The sequence below is a fragment of the Cupriavidus sp. BIC8F genome (genome assembly GCF_032465815.1).
GTDB lineage: Bacteria > Pseudomonadota > Gammaproteobacteria > Burkholderiales > Burkholderiaceae > Cupriavidus > Cupriavidus necator.
Window position 1 is genome coordinate 2,232,034 of the sequence record NZ_CP136095.1, and the last position, 14,135, is coordinate 2,246,168.

A 14,135-nucleotide genomic window follows, 5' to 3' on the forward strand; every position below is an offset into this window, starting at 1 on the left:
TCAGCAGGAGACAGGCATGAACTTTGAACTGGACGAAGAACACCAGATGCTCAAGGACCTGGTCGCGCGCTTTGTGCGCGAGCAGCTGATCCCGCTGGAACCCGCGGTGCTGGCGCGCGAAGCCGCCGGCGGGCAGATGACGCTGCTGCCGGAAGAGCACGCGCGGCTTGACGCGATGTCGCGCGAACTGGGCCTGTGGGGCCTGGATGCGCCCACGGAGATGGGCGGCGCCGACCTGCCCACGGTGGCGATGGTGGGCGTCAACGAAGAACTGGGCAAGACCATCACGCCCTACGAACTGCCGCCGGACTCGCCCAACCTGCGCATGCTGATGCTGAGCGCCAGCGAGGCCCAGCGTGAGCGCTACCTGGCCCCTTACGCGCGCGGCGAGACCGTGTCGGCCATCGCCATTTCCGAACCCGGCGCCGGCGGCGACCCCGCCATGATGACGACGCGCGCCGAACGCGACGGCGACCAATGGGTGCTGAACGGCCGCAAGATCTGGATCAGCCGCGCGGCACGCGCGGACTGGACCATCGTCATGGCCGTGACCGACAAGGCCAAGGGCGCGCGCGGCGGCATCTCGGCCTTTATCGTCGAGCGCGGCACGCCGGGCTTCCGGGTGGAGCGCCGCATCCCGATGATCGGCGGCGCATCGACTTACGAGGTCGTGCTGGAAGACTGCCGCATCTCCGCCTCGCAGTTGCTGGGCACCGAGGGCCAGGGCTTTGCGCCGATGCAGGCGCGGCTGTCCACGCGCCGCGTGCAGATGGCCGCGTGGTGCATCGGCCGGGCGCAGCGGGCGCTGGACATGATCTGCGAGTACGCGCCGCAGCGCCAGACCTTCGGCGCGCCACTGGCGCAGCGCCAGGCGATCCAGTGGTGGGTGGCCGACGCCGCCACGCGCATCCACGCCTGCCGCCTGATGACCTACGAAGCCGCCAGCCGCATCGACGCCGGCGACGAGGCCCGCACGCAGGTATCGATGATCAAGGTATTCGCCACCGAGATGGCGTGGGACGTGATCGACCATGCCATGCAGACCTTCGGCGCGATGGGCATGACCAAGGAGCTGCCGCTGCAGCAGATGGCCAACGAGACCCGTTTGATGCGCATCTATGAAGGTCCTAGCGAGGTGCACCGCTGGGTGATTGCACGCGACCTGCTCGGCCTGCGCCGCTAAGCCCCCGCTTATCCCCGCTTATCCCCTTGCACCGGCGGGAACACGCCGGGCATTCCACGCTCAGGAGACACCATGCAACAGGTTTTCCGTTCCCGCCGCCGCTTCCTCGGACTGGCTGCCGCCGCGCTGGCGGTCATCGGCACCGCCACGCCGCAAGCGGCACCCGCTGCCGAGTCCGCCGACGCCTTCCCCGCCCGCCCGATCCGCTTTATCGTGCCCTTCCCTTCCGGCAGCGGCACCGACACCACCGCGCGCATGTTCGCCAAGAAGATCGGCGAGCTGACCGGCCAGGGCGTGGTGGTGGAGAACAAGCCCGGCGGCAACGGCTTTATCGGCGTGCAGACCGCGCTGAACGCGCCGCCTGACGGCTACACCGTCTTTATCGGCAGCAATTCCACGCTGTCGACCAACGCCGCCACCTTCCGCAAGCTGCCGTATGACCCGTTGACGGACTTTGCGCCGATCACGCTGCTGTCACGCGGGCCATGCGTGATCATCGTGCCGGCAAGCTCGCCCTACCGCACGCTGACGGAGCTGCTGGAAGATGCCCGCAAGCGCCCCGGCGCGCTCAACTACGGCACGGGCTCGATCTCCTACACGCTCTACTCCGAGTGGCTCAACGAGCTGGCCCGCATCAAGACCACCGCCGTGCCGTACAAGGGCGCGGGCGATGCCATCAACGGCGTGATGGCGGCCAATGTCGACTTTGCCGTGGTGGATGCCACCGGCGCCATCGAACTGGTCCGTGGCGGCAAGGTCCGCGCGCTGGCCTACACCGCGCCGCAGCGCTCGCCGCTGCTGCCGGACGTGCCCTCCATCGTCGAAGCCGGCCTGCCTGACTTCCTGGCCTACAACTGGGTGGCCGCGGCGGTCTCGGCAAAGACCCCGCCGGCGGTGGTGAAGCGGTTGCTGGACCTGTTTGCGCAGGCCGGCAACGCCCCGGATGTGCGCGAGTACTACACGCGCCAGTCGACCAAGCTGATCCTGTCGTCGCCGGCCGAGATGCTGCAGTACCAGAAGGACGAGATCCAGCGCTGGAAGCGGCTGGCGGCGGTGGCGAAGATCCCGCTGCAATAGCCGCGTGGCCCTGCCGCTGGCTCAGCGGCTGTGCTCGCGCAGCAGCACCGTCAGGCGCTGCGCCAGCGGCGACAGATAGGCGCCCTCGCGCGAAATCACGCCGATGTTCCGGCGCAGGTCCAGTTCCTCCACGGCCAGCGGCAGCACACGCAGGCCGTGCTGCATGGCGTCGCCGCCTTCATTGGCGATGCTCAGCATCTGCGTACCCTGCATCAGCGCAAACAGCGAACTGCTGCCAAAGTCGATCTCGATGCGCGGCTGCGGCTCCGGCAAGCCGCGCTGGCGGAACGCCGCGTCCACCTGCTGGCGCAGCGTGATATGCCCTTCGGGCAGCAGCCATTCCTGGTCCGCCAGGTCCGCCAGCCGCAGCTTGCGCCGCTGCAGCAAGGCGTGGCCCTCGTCCGCCACCACCACCAGCCGGTCGTCGAAGAGCGGCTGTACCGCCAGGCCGGCCGATGAGGCTGCCAACGGCGCCGGCGCCACCGCCACATCCAGTTCCCCCGCCGCCAGCAGGTCCAGCAGGTCGCGCGCCAGCCTGCGGCGCAGCCGCAGCCGCGCCACGGGACGCTCGCGCACCAGTTGCCGGCAAGCGCCCAGGATCACGCTGCCCGGGATCGACGGCGAATACCCCACGCGCAGGATGCCCTGCTCGCCGGTGCGGATGCCCAGCATCTCCTTGATGCCGTCCTCGTATTCCAGCTGGATGCGCCGTGCCCGCTCCAGGAAGCGCGTGCCGGCGTAGGTGGCGGTCATGCCGTTGGCGGTGCGCTCGAACAGCGGCAGCCCCGCCTGCGTCTCCACCCGCTGCACCGCCTTGGTCAGCGCCGGCTGGCTGATGCCCAGCGCGTCGGCGGCACGGCCGATGCCGCCGTGCGCCGCCACGGCGAGGATGTATTCGATATCCCGCGTCTCCATTGCCTCACATTCCTGATGGTTATGACTTTATAGCCAATACGTCATTGTGGTGATGCCTGTCATCTTACAGACTACGGTGCACGAGCACACGCAAAAGCGCTCGCCAGGATCATCAAGCATCAACGGAGACAGCATGGGTTTCGCGTATTTCCTGCGCCGCGCCGCGCGCTACTGGGGCGACCAGCCCGCCATCCTCTATCAGGACCGGGTGGTGACCTATCGCCAGCTGGACGAACGCTCCACGCGCCTGGCCAATGCGCTGCTGGCACTGGGCCTGCAGCCCGGCGACCGCGTCGCGGTGCAGTCGCGCAACCGGCCCGAGCTGGTCGAACTGGAATGCGCGCTGTACAAGGCCGGCCTGGTCAAGGCGGCGCTCAACCCGCGCTTCACTGCGGCCGAGGCCAGCGACGTGGTCGAGAACTGCACCCCGCGCGTGCTGATCGCCGGCCCCGGCTACACCGGCTATGCGCGCACCACGGCCGGCTTCGGCAGCATCGAGACCTTTATCGCCATCGGCGATGCGCCGGCGGGCTATGTCGAATATGAAACGCTGCTGGCCAACGCCGGCACCACGCCGCCGGACATCACCCCTGCCCCCGACGACCTGGCCGTGCTGCACTTCTCGTCCGGTTCCACCGGCAAGATCAAGGCTGCCATGCAGAGCTACGGCAACCGCATGGCAGCGCTGCGCAAGATGGTGTCCGGCATGGACCGCCCGGCCCGCCCCGGCGACCGGCTGGCGCTGATCGGGCCGGTCACGCACGCCTCCGGCATGCTGATGCAGCCCTACCTGTACCAGGGCGCCACGCTGGTGCTGTTCGAGAAATTCGAGCCCGCGCACTTCCTGGCCGAGGTGGCGCGGCTGCGCATCACCCACGTGTTCATGGTCCCGGCCATGATCAACATGCTGCTGGCCGAACCCACGCTGGCGCAAGCCGACCTGTCCAGCCTGAAGACCCTGGCCTACGGTGCCGCCCCGATGGCGCCGGCACGCATCCGCGAGGCCTGGGAGCGCATCGGCCCGATCCTGTCGCAGGGCTATGGCGCCAGCGAATCGACCTCCGGCGTGACGCGCCTGTCCACTGCCGACCATGCCGACGCCATCGCCAATCACCCGGAGCGCCTGGCCTCCTGCGGCCGCGCCCTGGGCGAGACCGAGGTGCGCGTGGTCGACGAGCAAGGCAAGGAGGTTGCCGTGGGCGAGATCGGCGAACTGGTGATCCGCGGCGAAGACGTGTTCCACGGCTACTTCAACGAGCCCGCGCTGACGCGCGAGACCGTCATCGACGGCTGGCTGCACACCGGCGACATGGCGCGCGTGGACGAGGCCGGCTACCTGTACCTGGTCGACCGCAAGAAGGACATGATTATTTCCGGCGGCTTCAACGTCTATCCGACCGAGGTGGAAGCCACGCTGTACCAGCACCCCGACGTGCTGGAAGCCTGCGTCATCAGCGTGCCGGACGACACCTGGGGCGAAAGCGTCAAGGCCGTGGTCACGCTGCGCCCCGGGCGCGAGGCCACCGCGCAGCAGCTGATCGCGCACTGCCGCGAGCGCATTGCCGACTACAAGTCGCCGCGCTCGGTGGACTTTGTCGCCGAACTGCCCAAGAACGCCAGCGGCAAGCTGGCCCGCAAGATCGTGCGCGAACGCTACTGGCAAGGCGTCGGGCGCCGCGTGAACTGAAGGAGTCCGCCATGTTCGATCACCTGACCAATCCCGTATTGCTGGAAACCCGCGCCGGCATCCGCCGCTTTATCGACGAAGAGATGCGCCCGCTGGAACAGGAACTCGGCCTGGGCTCTGAAGACCCGTGGCCGCGCGAGACCCTGCGCAATGTCTGGCGCCGCTCCAGCGAGCTGGGCGTCTATGCCGCGTGCCTGCCGACATCGCTCGGCGGCAAGGGCCTGAACATCCAGGAGCAATGCGCGCTCAAGGCCGACCTGGCCGCCAGCGGCTCCACCCTGGCCGCGCACGTGCTGGGCGACCTGGGCGGCCCGCCGCGCGTGGGCAATATGCTCAAATACGCCACGCCGGACCAGCTCAAGCGCTACTTCGAGCCCGTGATCCGCGGCGAGAAATCGACCTGCTTCGCACTGACGGAAACGCATTCCGGCTCCGACGCGCAAAGCATCAGGACTTCGGCCGTGGCCGATGGCGACGAGCTGGTCATCAACGGCGGCAAGCACTACATCAGCGGCGCCCCGTTCGCCGACTTTGCCATCGTCATGTGCGTGACCGACGCCACCACCACGCCGCCGGCCATCACGGCGGTGCTGGTCGACCTGAACCTGCCGGGCGTCACGGTGAGCAACGAGTACGTGCCGATGTCGGGCCAGCATATCGACGGCGACATCCGCTTCGAGAACGTGCGCGTGCCGCGCGCCAATATCTTTGGCGGCGAAGGCAACGGCTTCAAGCTAGGCATGTCGCGCATCAACGTGAACCGCCTGCTGCACTGCCCCAGCATGCTGGGGCTGGCCACCAAGGCGTATGAGTCGTCGGTGGCATACGCCGCCCAGCGCCGCCAGTTCGGCGGCCCGATCGCGCGCTTCCAGGCGATCCAGCACATGTTGGCCGACATGGCCGCCGCGCTGTGGGCCTGCGAAAGCATGATCACGCATACCGCCGCGCTGGCCGATGCCGGCGCCGATCTGCGCATGAAGGCCGCGGCGTGCAAGCTCTTTGTCTCGGAGCGCTGCTTCGAGGTGGCGGACAAGGCCGTGCAGATCCACGGCAATGTCGGCGTCACGCGCGGCCATCCGGTGGAGCAGACCTTCCGCAAGCTGCGCATGTTCCGCATCTTCACCGGCACCAGCGAGATCCAGCGCAACACCATTGCGCGCGCTATCCTCGAACCGCTGCAGCAGCAGAAGGCCTGACCGTGCCGGCGGCACGGTCGCCGCCGGCATGAGGACCATACGACAAGACCACGGAGACCAAGCATGAACCGCCGAAACTGGCTTGCCACCGCCGGCGCCGCCGCGCTGGGCAGCCTGCTGCTGCCGGCCCGCGCCGCCAGCGCATCATCCAGCTACCCCAACCGCCCGATCCGGCTGATCGTTCCGTTTATCGCCGGCAGCTCGCCCGACAACGTCGCCCGCACGCTGTCGGCGGAGCTAGGCAAGAAACTCGGCCAGCCGCTGGTGGTCGAGAACATGCCCGGCGCCGGCGGCATCATCGGCGCCAGCGCGCTGCGCCGGGCCGCACCCGATGGCTATACGCTGGGCATCCTGGCCAATACGCACGTGATCAACGTGCACATGTACCGCAAGATGCCGTATGACCCGGCGCAGGATTTCACGCCGATCACTGCCCTGTCCGGCGGACCGTCCGCGCTGGTGGTGCCGGTCTCGTCGCCCTACAAGACCGCTGCCGAACTGATCGCCGCCATGAAGAAGGCCCCGGGCAAGTTCAACTACGGCTCTGGCGGCAAGGGCAGCATTGCCCACCTTGCGGTGGAAACCATGCTGCACCAGACCGGCTGCGAAGCCGTGCACATCCCCTACAAGGGCGCGCCGGAAATCATCACCGCCATGCTGACCGGACAAACCCAGTTCGGCATGCCGGTGCTCGGCACCGCAACGCAGTACGTACGCAACAACCAGGTCAGGGTGCTTGCCGTCACTGCCGCCGCGCGCTCGCCGTTTTTCCCGGACGTGCCAACCATGGCCGAAGCCCTGCCCCCGGGCCTTGTCATCGACAACTGGAGCGGCCTGTTCGCACCGGCCAACTTCCCGGCCGAACTGGCGCAGAAGCTGCATGCCGCCGTCGGCGCCCTGCAGAGCGCCGGCGTATTCGATGCCCAGCTCAAGGCCAATGCCGGCGAGTTGCGCCGCAGCGCCTCGCCCGCGCAGTTCGGCACCATGGTCGCCAGCGACAACGCGCGTTACGGCGACCTGATGAAGTCGATCGGCATGGTCGGCGACCTGGGCTGAGCGTCCTGCCCGCCCCCGCCGCACGCCTCCCTCCGCGCGTGCGGCGCTCTCCTTCGCTTTCTTCCCGCAAAGGCCCTGTATGAAGCCAGAATGGTCCTGCCTCAAGGACGTCACCATCATCGATGTCAGCCAGTTGCTGCCCGGCCCGCACGCATGCAGCCTGCTGCGGCAACTGGGCGCGGATGTGATCAAAGTGGAACAGCCCGGCACTGGCGACACCGCGCGGCAGCTTGGTCCGACGGTGTTTGCACAGTTCAACCGCGGCAAGCGCTCGGTTGCGCTGGACTTGAAGACCGATGCCGGCCGTGAGGCCTTCCTTGACCTGGTGCGCAATGCCGATGCCGTAGTGGAAGGCTTCCGCCCCGGCGTGATGGCGCGGCTTGGGCTGGGCTATGAAGCGCTGGCGTCGGTCAATCCGGCTATCGTGCTGTGTTCGGTCTCTGGCTTCGGCCAGACCGGCCCCTATGCCAGCCATGCCGGGCATGACCTGAACTACCTGGCGCTGGCTGGATACTGGGCGACGCCGGTGCAGGTGCACGACAAGGTCTCGCGCCCGCGCGTGCGGGTGTCGGATTACGCCGCCTCCGGCTACGCGGCGCTGTCGCTCGCGGTGGCGATCATGAGTGCGCGCCAGAACGGACAGGGTCAACATCTGGATGTCTCGATCCATGACGCGATCCTGTCGTGGACCGCTCACGGCGCGTGGGCCGCGCGCGGGCACGAGGCGTCGCCGCAGGCATCTCCTACCGTGATGCCGGAGAACGATCTCTTCGAGACGCGCGACGGCCTGCATCTGGCGATGGGCATCCTCGAGAACAAGTTCTGGGTCAACCTGTGCGAGGCGCTGGGCGAAGAATTCCCGGCCTTGCGTGATCCGCGCTTTGCCACGCGGGCTGGGCGGCATGGGCACAAGGTGGAGGTCAATGATTTGATGGCGGCGGTGTTCCGTACACGCGATCTCGCCGAGTGGGAGGTGTTCTTCGGGCCGCTGGATATTCCGTTCTCGCCCGTCCTGGGGGCGACGGCACTGTTTGAGGATCCGCATGTGCAGGCGCGGGAGGTGGTTCGGCCGGTGCCTGGGGAAGGCGGGATCGCAGTTAATTTTCCGGTGAGGTTCTCGTTGGGGTTGCCGGAGGGGGAGGATTTTGTGGCTCAGGTGGGGGAGCATAGTGCGGACGGATCTCTGCCCAAGATCATCGGTGGCGGGATCGGGAACTCGTAATTTGGCTTAGTTCCATGCGGTTGGTTGTCGTGCTTGGCGGGCGTGGGCTGTTTCGCCGGCGTAGCCGGCGAGTCACTTTCTGTCCGAGCGACAGAAAGTAACCAAAGAGCGCGTCGCCTGGGCGGCTGGCCATCCATTTCACGGCGTTGGTGGTTCGGGCAATGGTGATTTCCGTTCGATGGGGTTGGTGGTTCGACCCTGCTACGCACCCTGTCCGGTGCCTGCGTCCAGACACTATTGGACGAACCCGACTTTAGGCGGTTGGCAGCCTGCTAACCACCGCGTCGGTGGGACGCCTTCGGCTGCGCTTCGCGCCGGCCCTAACGTGGCAGAACGAACGGCCACTTCCTGATTTGCGCTTTTGGCCCGGCGTCATTGGCGACAGCGCCATGCGAGCGCAGCGACGCATTCCGTGCCTGGGCACCTGACCTGCGATACTGAGTGCGCGCAGCGCAGCCGAAGGCGTCCCACCAATAACGTGGTTAGCAGGCTGCCAATAGCCTAAAGTCGGGTTCGTTCAATAGTCCGTTGACGTAGGCACCGGACAGGGAGCGTAGCTGGGTCGAACGGGCAACCACGCCCAAATAGCAAGCACCGCCGCTCGAACCACCCCCGCCACCAAATTTATGGCCAGCCGCCCAGGCGACGCGCTCTTTGCCTACTTTCTGTCGCTCGGACAGAAAGTAGGTCGCCGGCTACGCCGGCGAAACAGCCCACGCTAGTCAAGCACGACAACCAACCGCACAGCGGCGACCATCTCGCATTCCAAGACTCAGCGATTTCCTACTCAATCGCGTTGCGGCAAGCTTCGCCCGCCCCTTCCAAATGCGACATCTCTTATCGCCTGCACGACTCCGGCAGGAAATACTGGTCACGTCATCGGATCGCCGATGACCGGGCGTGGAAACCCGAAGGTCGGAACAGGGACAGGCGTTGCGCTTTCAAATGGCAACGCCTGTGCTCGCACGAACATGTCTGGTTCTATGGCGGGCCGAGCGAGGCAGCTGAAAGGCTGACCGGGTTCTTCCCTGTTCTAACCGGGTTTCCACCCTCGCTGTCTGGCCCGCCACCCTCACCTTCAAATGAGTGGCGCGCATTAGCCTGGTAAGGAGTCAGTAATGGTCGATGCAATCGAAACCAACGCGTGCCTGCATGAAGTGCGTGCCGGCATTGAAGGCGTGCTCGTGCTGCTGGAGCAGCAAAGCGTGCGCTCGGAAGCGTGCTTCAGCGCGCTCTGCCTGCTTGAAATGGTGAAGGCAAAGCTGGATGCCTTGATGGCAGCTGGGCCGCTTGCGGCGTAGCAATGCCTCTGGTCTGGCGGTGCTTCGGCACCGTCAGACAGTCCTCGTGAAAGCCGCATCAAGCGTGGCCGTTCGATCGGATCTGCCGGACGGTATCTGCCAAATCGCCCGCTCATGGAATTTGCCAGACACTGCCTGGCAAATGTGCGCCCAAAACATCACTTAAGCTCACCACCCTTGCCCAAGCGTTCCCCTTGCCCTGGTCCGCCCACGTGCGCCTGCTATCGGTCAAGAACCCGCGGGCTCGTACCTTCTACGAAAGTGAGGCGTTGCGCTGTGGGTGGAGCGTACGACAGCTAGATCGTCAGATCGGCAGCCAGTTCTACGAGCGGACAGCCCTTTCACGCTTCACAGCTAGTACGGCGTCACCGCTGCGGCTCCTGTTTCTTGTCACCGCACGCGTTGCGCAAGTGCACATCCCCGTCGTGACGATGTATGTGCAATTCAGCGTTCTCCCGCCTGGCCACGTCCCAACCCGCAGCAATTGCCGCTTCCATGGTCGGAAATCTCTGGGCCTTTGTATTGAGGCCGCCGAACTCCAATGCCCAACCATCTTCTGCGGGCAGAACGCGAATGATCCGCGATTGCATAATGACCCTCTCTAAATTTCCCGCGACATACAGCGGGCATCGCGTACTGTCGAGCAAGAACACGTTCCCGCGGACAAGCGTGGCTGGGTGAGAGCCGGGATCATCCGGGAGGAGCCGCATCGAGGGTACGTCGTGCATCGCTGTATCTGCGTCAACGAACACACGAGCAAGACTGCTGCTGCATGGGCGGGCACCTTTCGGTGCCATATGAACAGAAGACGCAGCAATCACCGGCCTTGGGCCTTAGCAACGCGTGGCAGCGCTCGCACTCATAGCACCACTGGCAGGCATCAATGGGCATGGTTTCTTCTTTTGCATGCGCGCACCTGGGGCAGGTGATGATTGACTGCAGCTTGACGGCGCTCATCATTTCTCTTTGCCTCACGGCCGATGGGCAGTAGACGGTCACCGTGCCTGGCGACCTGATCCCCGGCGCTGCCCATCGCAATGCGATCCGCCCTTCCCGTATGTGCGGTTTAGGCGTAGCCTAGGTCCGTACCAAGGTACGGAGTCAAGCAATGGACCACACACTGACAATCGGGAAGCTGGCCAAGGCGGCCGGTGTTGGCGTGGAGACGGTACGCTACTACCATCGGTGCGGCCTGCTGCCGGTGCCGGAGCGTGCCTATGGCGCCATTCGGCAGTATTCGCAGCAGAGCTTGCAGCGGCTTCATTTCATTCGCCAGGCCCAGACGCTCGGGTTCACCCTGGATGAAGTCCGGGTACTGCTGCGACAGAACGATGGCGGCACGTGCAGCACAGCCCGCACACTGGCCGAGCAAAAGCTCAGTCTTGTGGAGGAAAGATTGAAGGACTTGCGACGATTACGAGCTGAACTGAAGAATCTCATTGGGCAATGCCATGCCAATGGCAATGAGGATTCTTGTCCCTTGATTGACACCTTGTCTGCCAACATCGGTAGAGAGGCTTAGGATCGGGCCTGATACGACATGCAACGGAAAGGTGGGCCGGCCAACGGCAAACAGCGTGACAAGTGGTCCAGCGCGGACAAGCCGCGCTGAGGCTGGCGCACCTGTGGGCGGACGACCCAGACGAAGCCTCGTCAGGCCCGGCGCCCACTGGCTGTCTTCAGTTCACTGTAACACCCCCGATGCCCTGTACCGCCTGCTGCCAGCGCGTGCGCTCTTCATCCAGCACGCGGCCCGCTTCAGCCAGCCCCGTGCCGGCAGGCTCCCCGCCTTGCTCCCGCAGCAGCGCCGCCATCTGCGGGGTCTTCACGATCTTGACGATTTCCGCGTTCAGGCGCTGCAGGATTTCCGGGGGCGTGCCCGCCGGGGCATAGATTGCGTGCCAACCCACCATCGACTCCAGCGCCGGCATGCCCTGCTCGGTGAAGGTAGGGACTTGAGGCAGCAGGCTGGAACGGTCCTTTCCGGCAATGGCCAGGGCGCGGATCTTGCCGGCATCGATCAGGGGCTTGGCGGAACCGGGTTCACCGAAGCCGGCCACCACCTGCCCGCTGGCGAGATCGTTCATGAAGCTGCCCTTGTAGGGAACGTGGACCAGGTCGATACCGGCCTTCTTGTTCAGATATTCGCCCGCGATATGCGCCGAGGAGCCGGTGCCGAAGGACGCATAGGCAAGCGACCCGGGGTTCTGCTTTGCATAGGCCACGAACTCCTGCAGCGTCTTCGCGGGCACCTTCGCGTTGACCAGCAGGATCAGGGATCGCTTGACCACCTGAGAGACCACCACCACGTCTTTTTTGGCATCGTACGGCAGGCTCTTGTAGGTCAACGGATTGAGCACGATCGGGCCGGAGATGGTGTAGAGCAGCGTGTAGCCGTCTGGCGCGGCCTTGGCCACCGCGTCCGTGCCGATGATGCCGGAGGCCCCAGGCCGGTTCTCGACCACGATGGTCTGTCCAAGCGCGGCGCCCAGCTTCTGGGCGAGCGGGCGCGCGATCGCATCCGGGCCGCCACCTGGCGGATAAGGCACGATCAGCTTGATGGGCCTGGCCGGGTAGCCCGATGTGGCATCAGCGGCGATGGCCGGCACCGCGGTGCAGGTGAACATGATCAGTCCGGCAATGAGGCCGGCATGGCGCAATTCGAACATTTTGTCTCCTGGTTGGCGCTCTGGCGGCGCTCACTATGCGGTTGACCGGGGCTATGCCGGTGGCTGATCCGACAACAGGGCTTGCGTGCGCAAGCGTGCGGCTTCGTACTCCTTGCGTGTGGTGGCGATCACGGCAGCCACGCTGCCAACGTCGGATACCCCTGAGACGGTATGTCCGGCGCTCCAGATATCGCTCCAGCGTTTGGGCTTGTCGTGCGCCTTGCCCCCGCCGAAGCGGGCCCTGGCTTCTTCAAACGTGACCGACTCGTCCAGACCGTCAGGGTCGAGGCCGGCGGCCTCGATGGAAGGTCGCAGCATGTTGGTGTCGAGCCCCGTGAACGCGCGCGTGCGCAGCACGTCGTCGAGGCGACTCGCCACCACCATCTCCTTATGGCGTGCATCTGCCATGCTTTCCGCGGTGGCGATGAACTTGGTGCCCATATAGCCAAGGTCGCAGCCCAGCACCCGGGCAGCCCACAACGCGTGGCCGTCCGAGATGCCGCCGGCCAGCACCAGCGGCCCATCGTAGAAGGCCCGGACCGCACGCGCGAAGGCCATCCCGTTGGCCCATCCGGTCTGCCCGCCCGCGCCGGCGCTGAGCAGCACCAGTCCGTCGGCGCCGGCCTGCAGCGCCTTCTCGGCGTGCGCAACTGAGGCTACGTCTGCCAGCACCATGCAACCGATGTCGTGCAGCGGCCCGACCACCGCGGCAGGGGAGCCCACGCTGGTGATGACCATTTCCACCCGATGGCGCACCAGGCAGGCCAGATCGTCCTGCAGCCGCGGCTGGCGGATGATCAGGTTGGGGCAGAACGGCGCCGGCTCGGCTTCGCCCGCTTCGCGCTCACCGAGGTCAGCGCGGATGGTCGTCAGCCACTGATCGAGCTCCGCCACCGTGCGCGCGTTGGCGGTCGGGAAAGCACCGACCACGCCGTTGCGGCAGGCAGCGGTCACCAGCGCCGGCCCGCTGATGCGCAGCATGGGCGCGGCGATCAGCGGCAGGCGCAGGCGCGGCCACGGCAGCGCCGGCCCACGGGTTGCGGTGGCGGACCTCATCGGCCCCGCCATTGCGGCTTGCGCTTTTCCGCGAAAGCGGCCAGGCCTTCGCGCCGGTCTTCGGAATCCAGGGCGCGCGCGGCAATCGGGGCCTGCTTCTGCCAGGCCTCCTCGTCGGTCCAGTCGGCGCTGCGGCGCATGATTTCCTTGCTCGCGGCCATGGCGAGCGGCGCGTTGACCAGCAAACCCTCGGCGAGCGTGATGGCTTCCTGCAGCGCGGTGCCCGGCTCCACCAGGCGGTTGGCGAGTCCGTGCTGATGGAAGAAGGCGGCGTCGCGGATCTCGCCGGAGAGCGCCAGCTCCATCGCGATGTGGTAGGGAATGCGGCGCGGCAGGCGGAACAGGCCGCCGCCTACCGCCACCACGCTGTGGCGCACTTCCGGCAGGCCCATGCGGGCATTGCGCGCGGCCACGATCAGGTCGCAGGACAGGCAAAGCTCCAGCCCGCCGCCCACCGCATAGCCTTCCACCGCCGAGATCAGCGGCTTGCGCGGCGGGCGGCGGAACAGCCCGAAGCCGCCGCGGTCGTCGGTGGTGGCGCGCTCGCCGCGTGCCACGGCCTTGAGGTCCGCGCCGGTGGAGAAATTGCCATCGCTGCCAGTGAGGATGCCGATGAACAGGCTGTCGTCGTCATCGAGCAGGTCCATGGCGGCATTCATCTGCGCCGCGGTTTCAGCGTCGCACGCATTCTTGACCTGCGGGCGGTTGATGGTGACGATGAGCAGCGGACCGCGCCGCTCTGTCAGCACCTTGGGAGTATCGTCGTTCATGCT

The 14,135-nt window shown here is 66.3% G+C and carries 14 protein-coding genes and 1 pseudogene; 9 read left to right on the top strand and 6 right to left on the bottom strand.

Annotation, left to right across the window (positions count from 1 at the left end):
- The first annotated feature begins 16 nt into the window (after positions 1–16).
- Positions 17–1,183, top strand: coding sequence for an acyl-CoA dehydrogenase (locus tag RS901_RS30320; protein ID WP_316154205.1), 1,167 nt, complete (start codon positions 17–19; stop codon positions 1,181–1,183).
- A gap of 72 nt (positions 1,184–1,255) precedes the next feature.
- Positions 1,256–2,260 (top strand): tripartite tricarboxylate transporter substrate binding protein, encoded by a 1,005-nt coding sequence (locus tag RS901_RS30325; protein WP_316154206.1) that lies wholly within the window; start codon positions 1,256–1,258, stop codon positions 2,258–2,260.
- A 21-nt stretch (positions 2,261–2,281) separates the two neighbouring features.
- On the opposite strand, the gene RS901_RS30330 is transcribed toward RS901_RS30325, so the two are convergent.
- A complete protein-coding gene (locus RS901_RS30330; protein ID WP_316154207.1) occupies positions 2,282–3,175 on the bottom strand; it encodes a LysR family transcriptional regulator in 894 nt (297 codons plus the stop codon).
- 133 nt (positions 3,176–3,308) lie between these two features.
- Between RS901_RS30330 and RS901_RS30335 the strand changes: the two genes are divergently transcribed.
- The 6 genes and pseudogenes from RS901_RS30335 to RS901_RS30360 form a co-directional block, all read left to right on the top strand.
- On the top strand, positions 3,309–4,862 hold the full coding sequence (locus tag RS901_RS30335; protein ID WP_316154208.1) for an AMP-binding protein: 1,554 nt from the start codon (positions 3,309–3,311) through the stop codon (positions 4,860–4,862).
- Positions 4,863–4,873: 11 nt separating this feature from the next.
- A complete protein-coding gene (locus tag RS901_RS30340) occupies positions 4,874–6,058 on the top strand; it encodes an acyl-CoA dehydrogenase family protein (protein WP_316154210.1) in 1,185 nt (394 codons plus the stop codon).
- Between the two features lie 63 nt (positions 6,059–6,121).
- Positions 6,122–7,114 (top strand): tripartite tricarboxylate transporter substrate binding protein, encoded by a 993-nt coding sequence (locus RS901_RS30345; protein WP_316154211.1) that lies wholly within the window; start codon positions 6,122–6,124, stop codon positions 7,112–7,114.
- Positions 7,115–7,193: 79 nt separating this feature from the next.
- Entirely contained in the window at positions 7,194–8,336 is a 1,143-nt protein-coding gene (locus tag RS901_RS30350) for a CoA transferase (RefSeq protein ID WP_316154212.1), read from the top strand.
- 1,118 nt (positions 8,337–9,454) lie between these two features.
- Positions 9,455–9,637 (top strand): DUF1484 family protein, encoded by a 183-nt coding sequence (locus tag RS901_RS30355; protein ID WP_316154213.1) that lies wholly within the window; start codon positions 9,455–9,457, stop codon positions 9,635–9,637.
- 173 nt (positions 9,638–9,810) lie between these two features.
- A pseudogene (locus RS901_RS30360) lies at positions 9,811–9,996 on the top strand (DUF1016 N-terminal domain-containing protein); the annotation flags it as partial.
- A gap of 6 nt (positions 9,997–10,002) precedes the next feature.
- Here the strand turns inward: RS901_RS30360 and RS901_RS30365 are convergent.
- Positions 10,003–10,284 (bottom strand): DUF2188 domain-containing protein, encoded by a 282-nt coding sequence (locus RS901_RS30365; protein ID WP_316154214.1) that lies wholly within the window; start codon positions 10,282–10,284, stop codon positions 10,003–10,005.
- A 94-nt stretch (positions 10,285–10,378) separates the two neighbouring features.
- The gene (locus RS901_RS30370; RefSeq protein WP_316157325.1) at positions 10,379–10,594 is read right to left on the bottom strand and encodes a GDCCVxC domain-containing (seleno)protein; all 216 of its coding nucleotides are present in this window, start codon (positions 10,592–10,594) and stop codon (positions 10,379–10,381) included.
- A 151-nt stretch (positions 10,595–10,745) separates the two neighbouring features.
- On the opposite strand from RS901_RS30370, the gene RS901_RS30375 reads away from it, so the two are divergent.
- Positions 10,746–11,159, top strand: coding sequence for a MerR family transcriptional regulator (locus RS901_RS30375; protein WP_316154215.1), 414 nt, complete (start codon positions 10,746–10,748; stop codon positions 11,157–11,159).
- Positions 11,160–11,316: 157 nt separating this feature from the next.
- Here RS901_RS30375 and RS901_RS30380 read toward each other — a convergent pair whose 3' ends face one another.
- From RS901_RS30380 to RS901_RS30390, 3 genes are read right to left on the bottom strand one after another with little or no spacing between them, the layout of a single operon-like run.
- Positions 11,317–12,306, bottom strand: a complete 990-nt coding sequence (locus RS901_RS30380; protein WP_316154216.1) for a tripartite tricarboxylate transporter substrate binding protein — start codon at positions 12,304–12,306, stop codon at positions 11,317–11,319.
- A 51-nt stretch (positions 12,307–12,357) separates the two neighbouring features.
- Positions 12,358–13,362, bottom strand: coding sequence for a nitronate monooxygenase (locus tag RS901_RS30385; RefSeq protein ID WP_316154217.1), 1,005 nt, complete (start codon positions 13,360–13,362; stop codon positions 12,358–12,360).
- Positions 13,359–14,132, bottom strand: coding sequence for a crotonase/enoyl-CoA hydratase family protein (locus RS901_RS30390; RefSeq protein WP_316154218.1), 774 nt, complete (start codon positions 14,130–14,132; stop codon positions 13,359–13,361). The genes RS901_RS30385 and RS901_RS30390 overlap by 4 nt, the downstream gene beginning before the upstream one ends.
- Between the last annotated feature and the right edge of the window lie 3 nt (positions 14,133–14,135).

Coding starts and splice junctions, on each gene's coding strand:
- RS901_RS30385 (WP_316154217.1), bottom strand. CDS start 13,362: ATGAGGTCCGCCACCGCAACCCGTGGGCCGGCGCTGCCGTGGCCGCGC.
- RS901_RS30355 (WP_316154213.1), top strand. CDS start 9,455: ATGGTCGATGCAATCGAAACCAACGCGTGCCTGCATGAAGTGCGTGCC.
- RS901_RS30390 (WP_316154218.1), bottom strand. CDS start 14,132: ATGAACGACGATACTCCCAAGGTGCTGACAGAGCGGCGCGGTCCGCTG.
- RS901_RS30335 (WP_316154208.1), top strand. CDS start 3,309: ATGGGTTTCGCGTATTTCCTGCGCCGCGCCGCGCGCTACTGGGGCGAC.
- RS901_RS30340 (WP_316154210.1), top strand. CDS start 4,874: ATGTTCGATCACCTGACCAATCCCGTATTGCTGGAAACCCGCGCCGGC.
- RS901_RS30345 (WP_316154211.1), top strand. CDS start 6,122: ATGAACCGCCGAAACTGGCTTGCCACCGCCGGCGCCGCCGCGCTGGGC.
- RS901_RS30380 (WP_316154216.1), bottom strand. CDS start 12,306: ATGTTCGAATTGCGCCATGCCGGCCTCATTGCCGGACTGATCATGTTC.
- RS901_RS30320 (WP_316154205.1), top strand. CDS start 17: ATGAACTTTGAACTGGACGAAGAACACCAGATGCTCAAGGACCTGGTC.
- RS901_RS30330 (WP_316154207.1), bottom strand. CDS start 3,175: ATGGAGACGCGGGATATCGAATACATCCTCGCCGTGGCGGCGCACGGC.
- RS901_RS30375 (WP_316154215.1), top strand. CDS start 10,746: ATGGACCACACACTGACAATCGGGAAGCTGGCCAAGGCGGCCGGTGTT.
- RS901_RS30370 (WP_316157325.1), bottom strand. CDS start 10,594: ATGAGCGCCGTCAAGCTGCAGTCAATCATCACCTGCCCCAGGTGCGCG.
- RS901_RS30350 (WP_316154212.1), top strand. CDS start 7,194: ATGAAGCCAGAATGGTCCTGCCTCAAGGACGTCACCATCATCGATGTC.
- RS901_RS30325 (WP_316154206.1), top strand. CDS start 1,256: ATGCAACAGGTTTTCCGTTCCCGCCGCCGCTTCCTCGGACTGGCTGCC.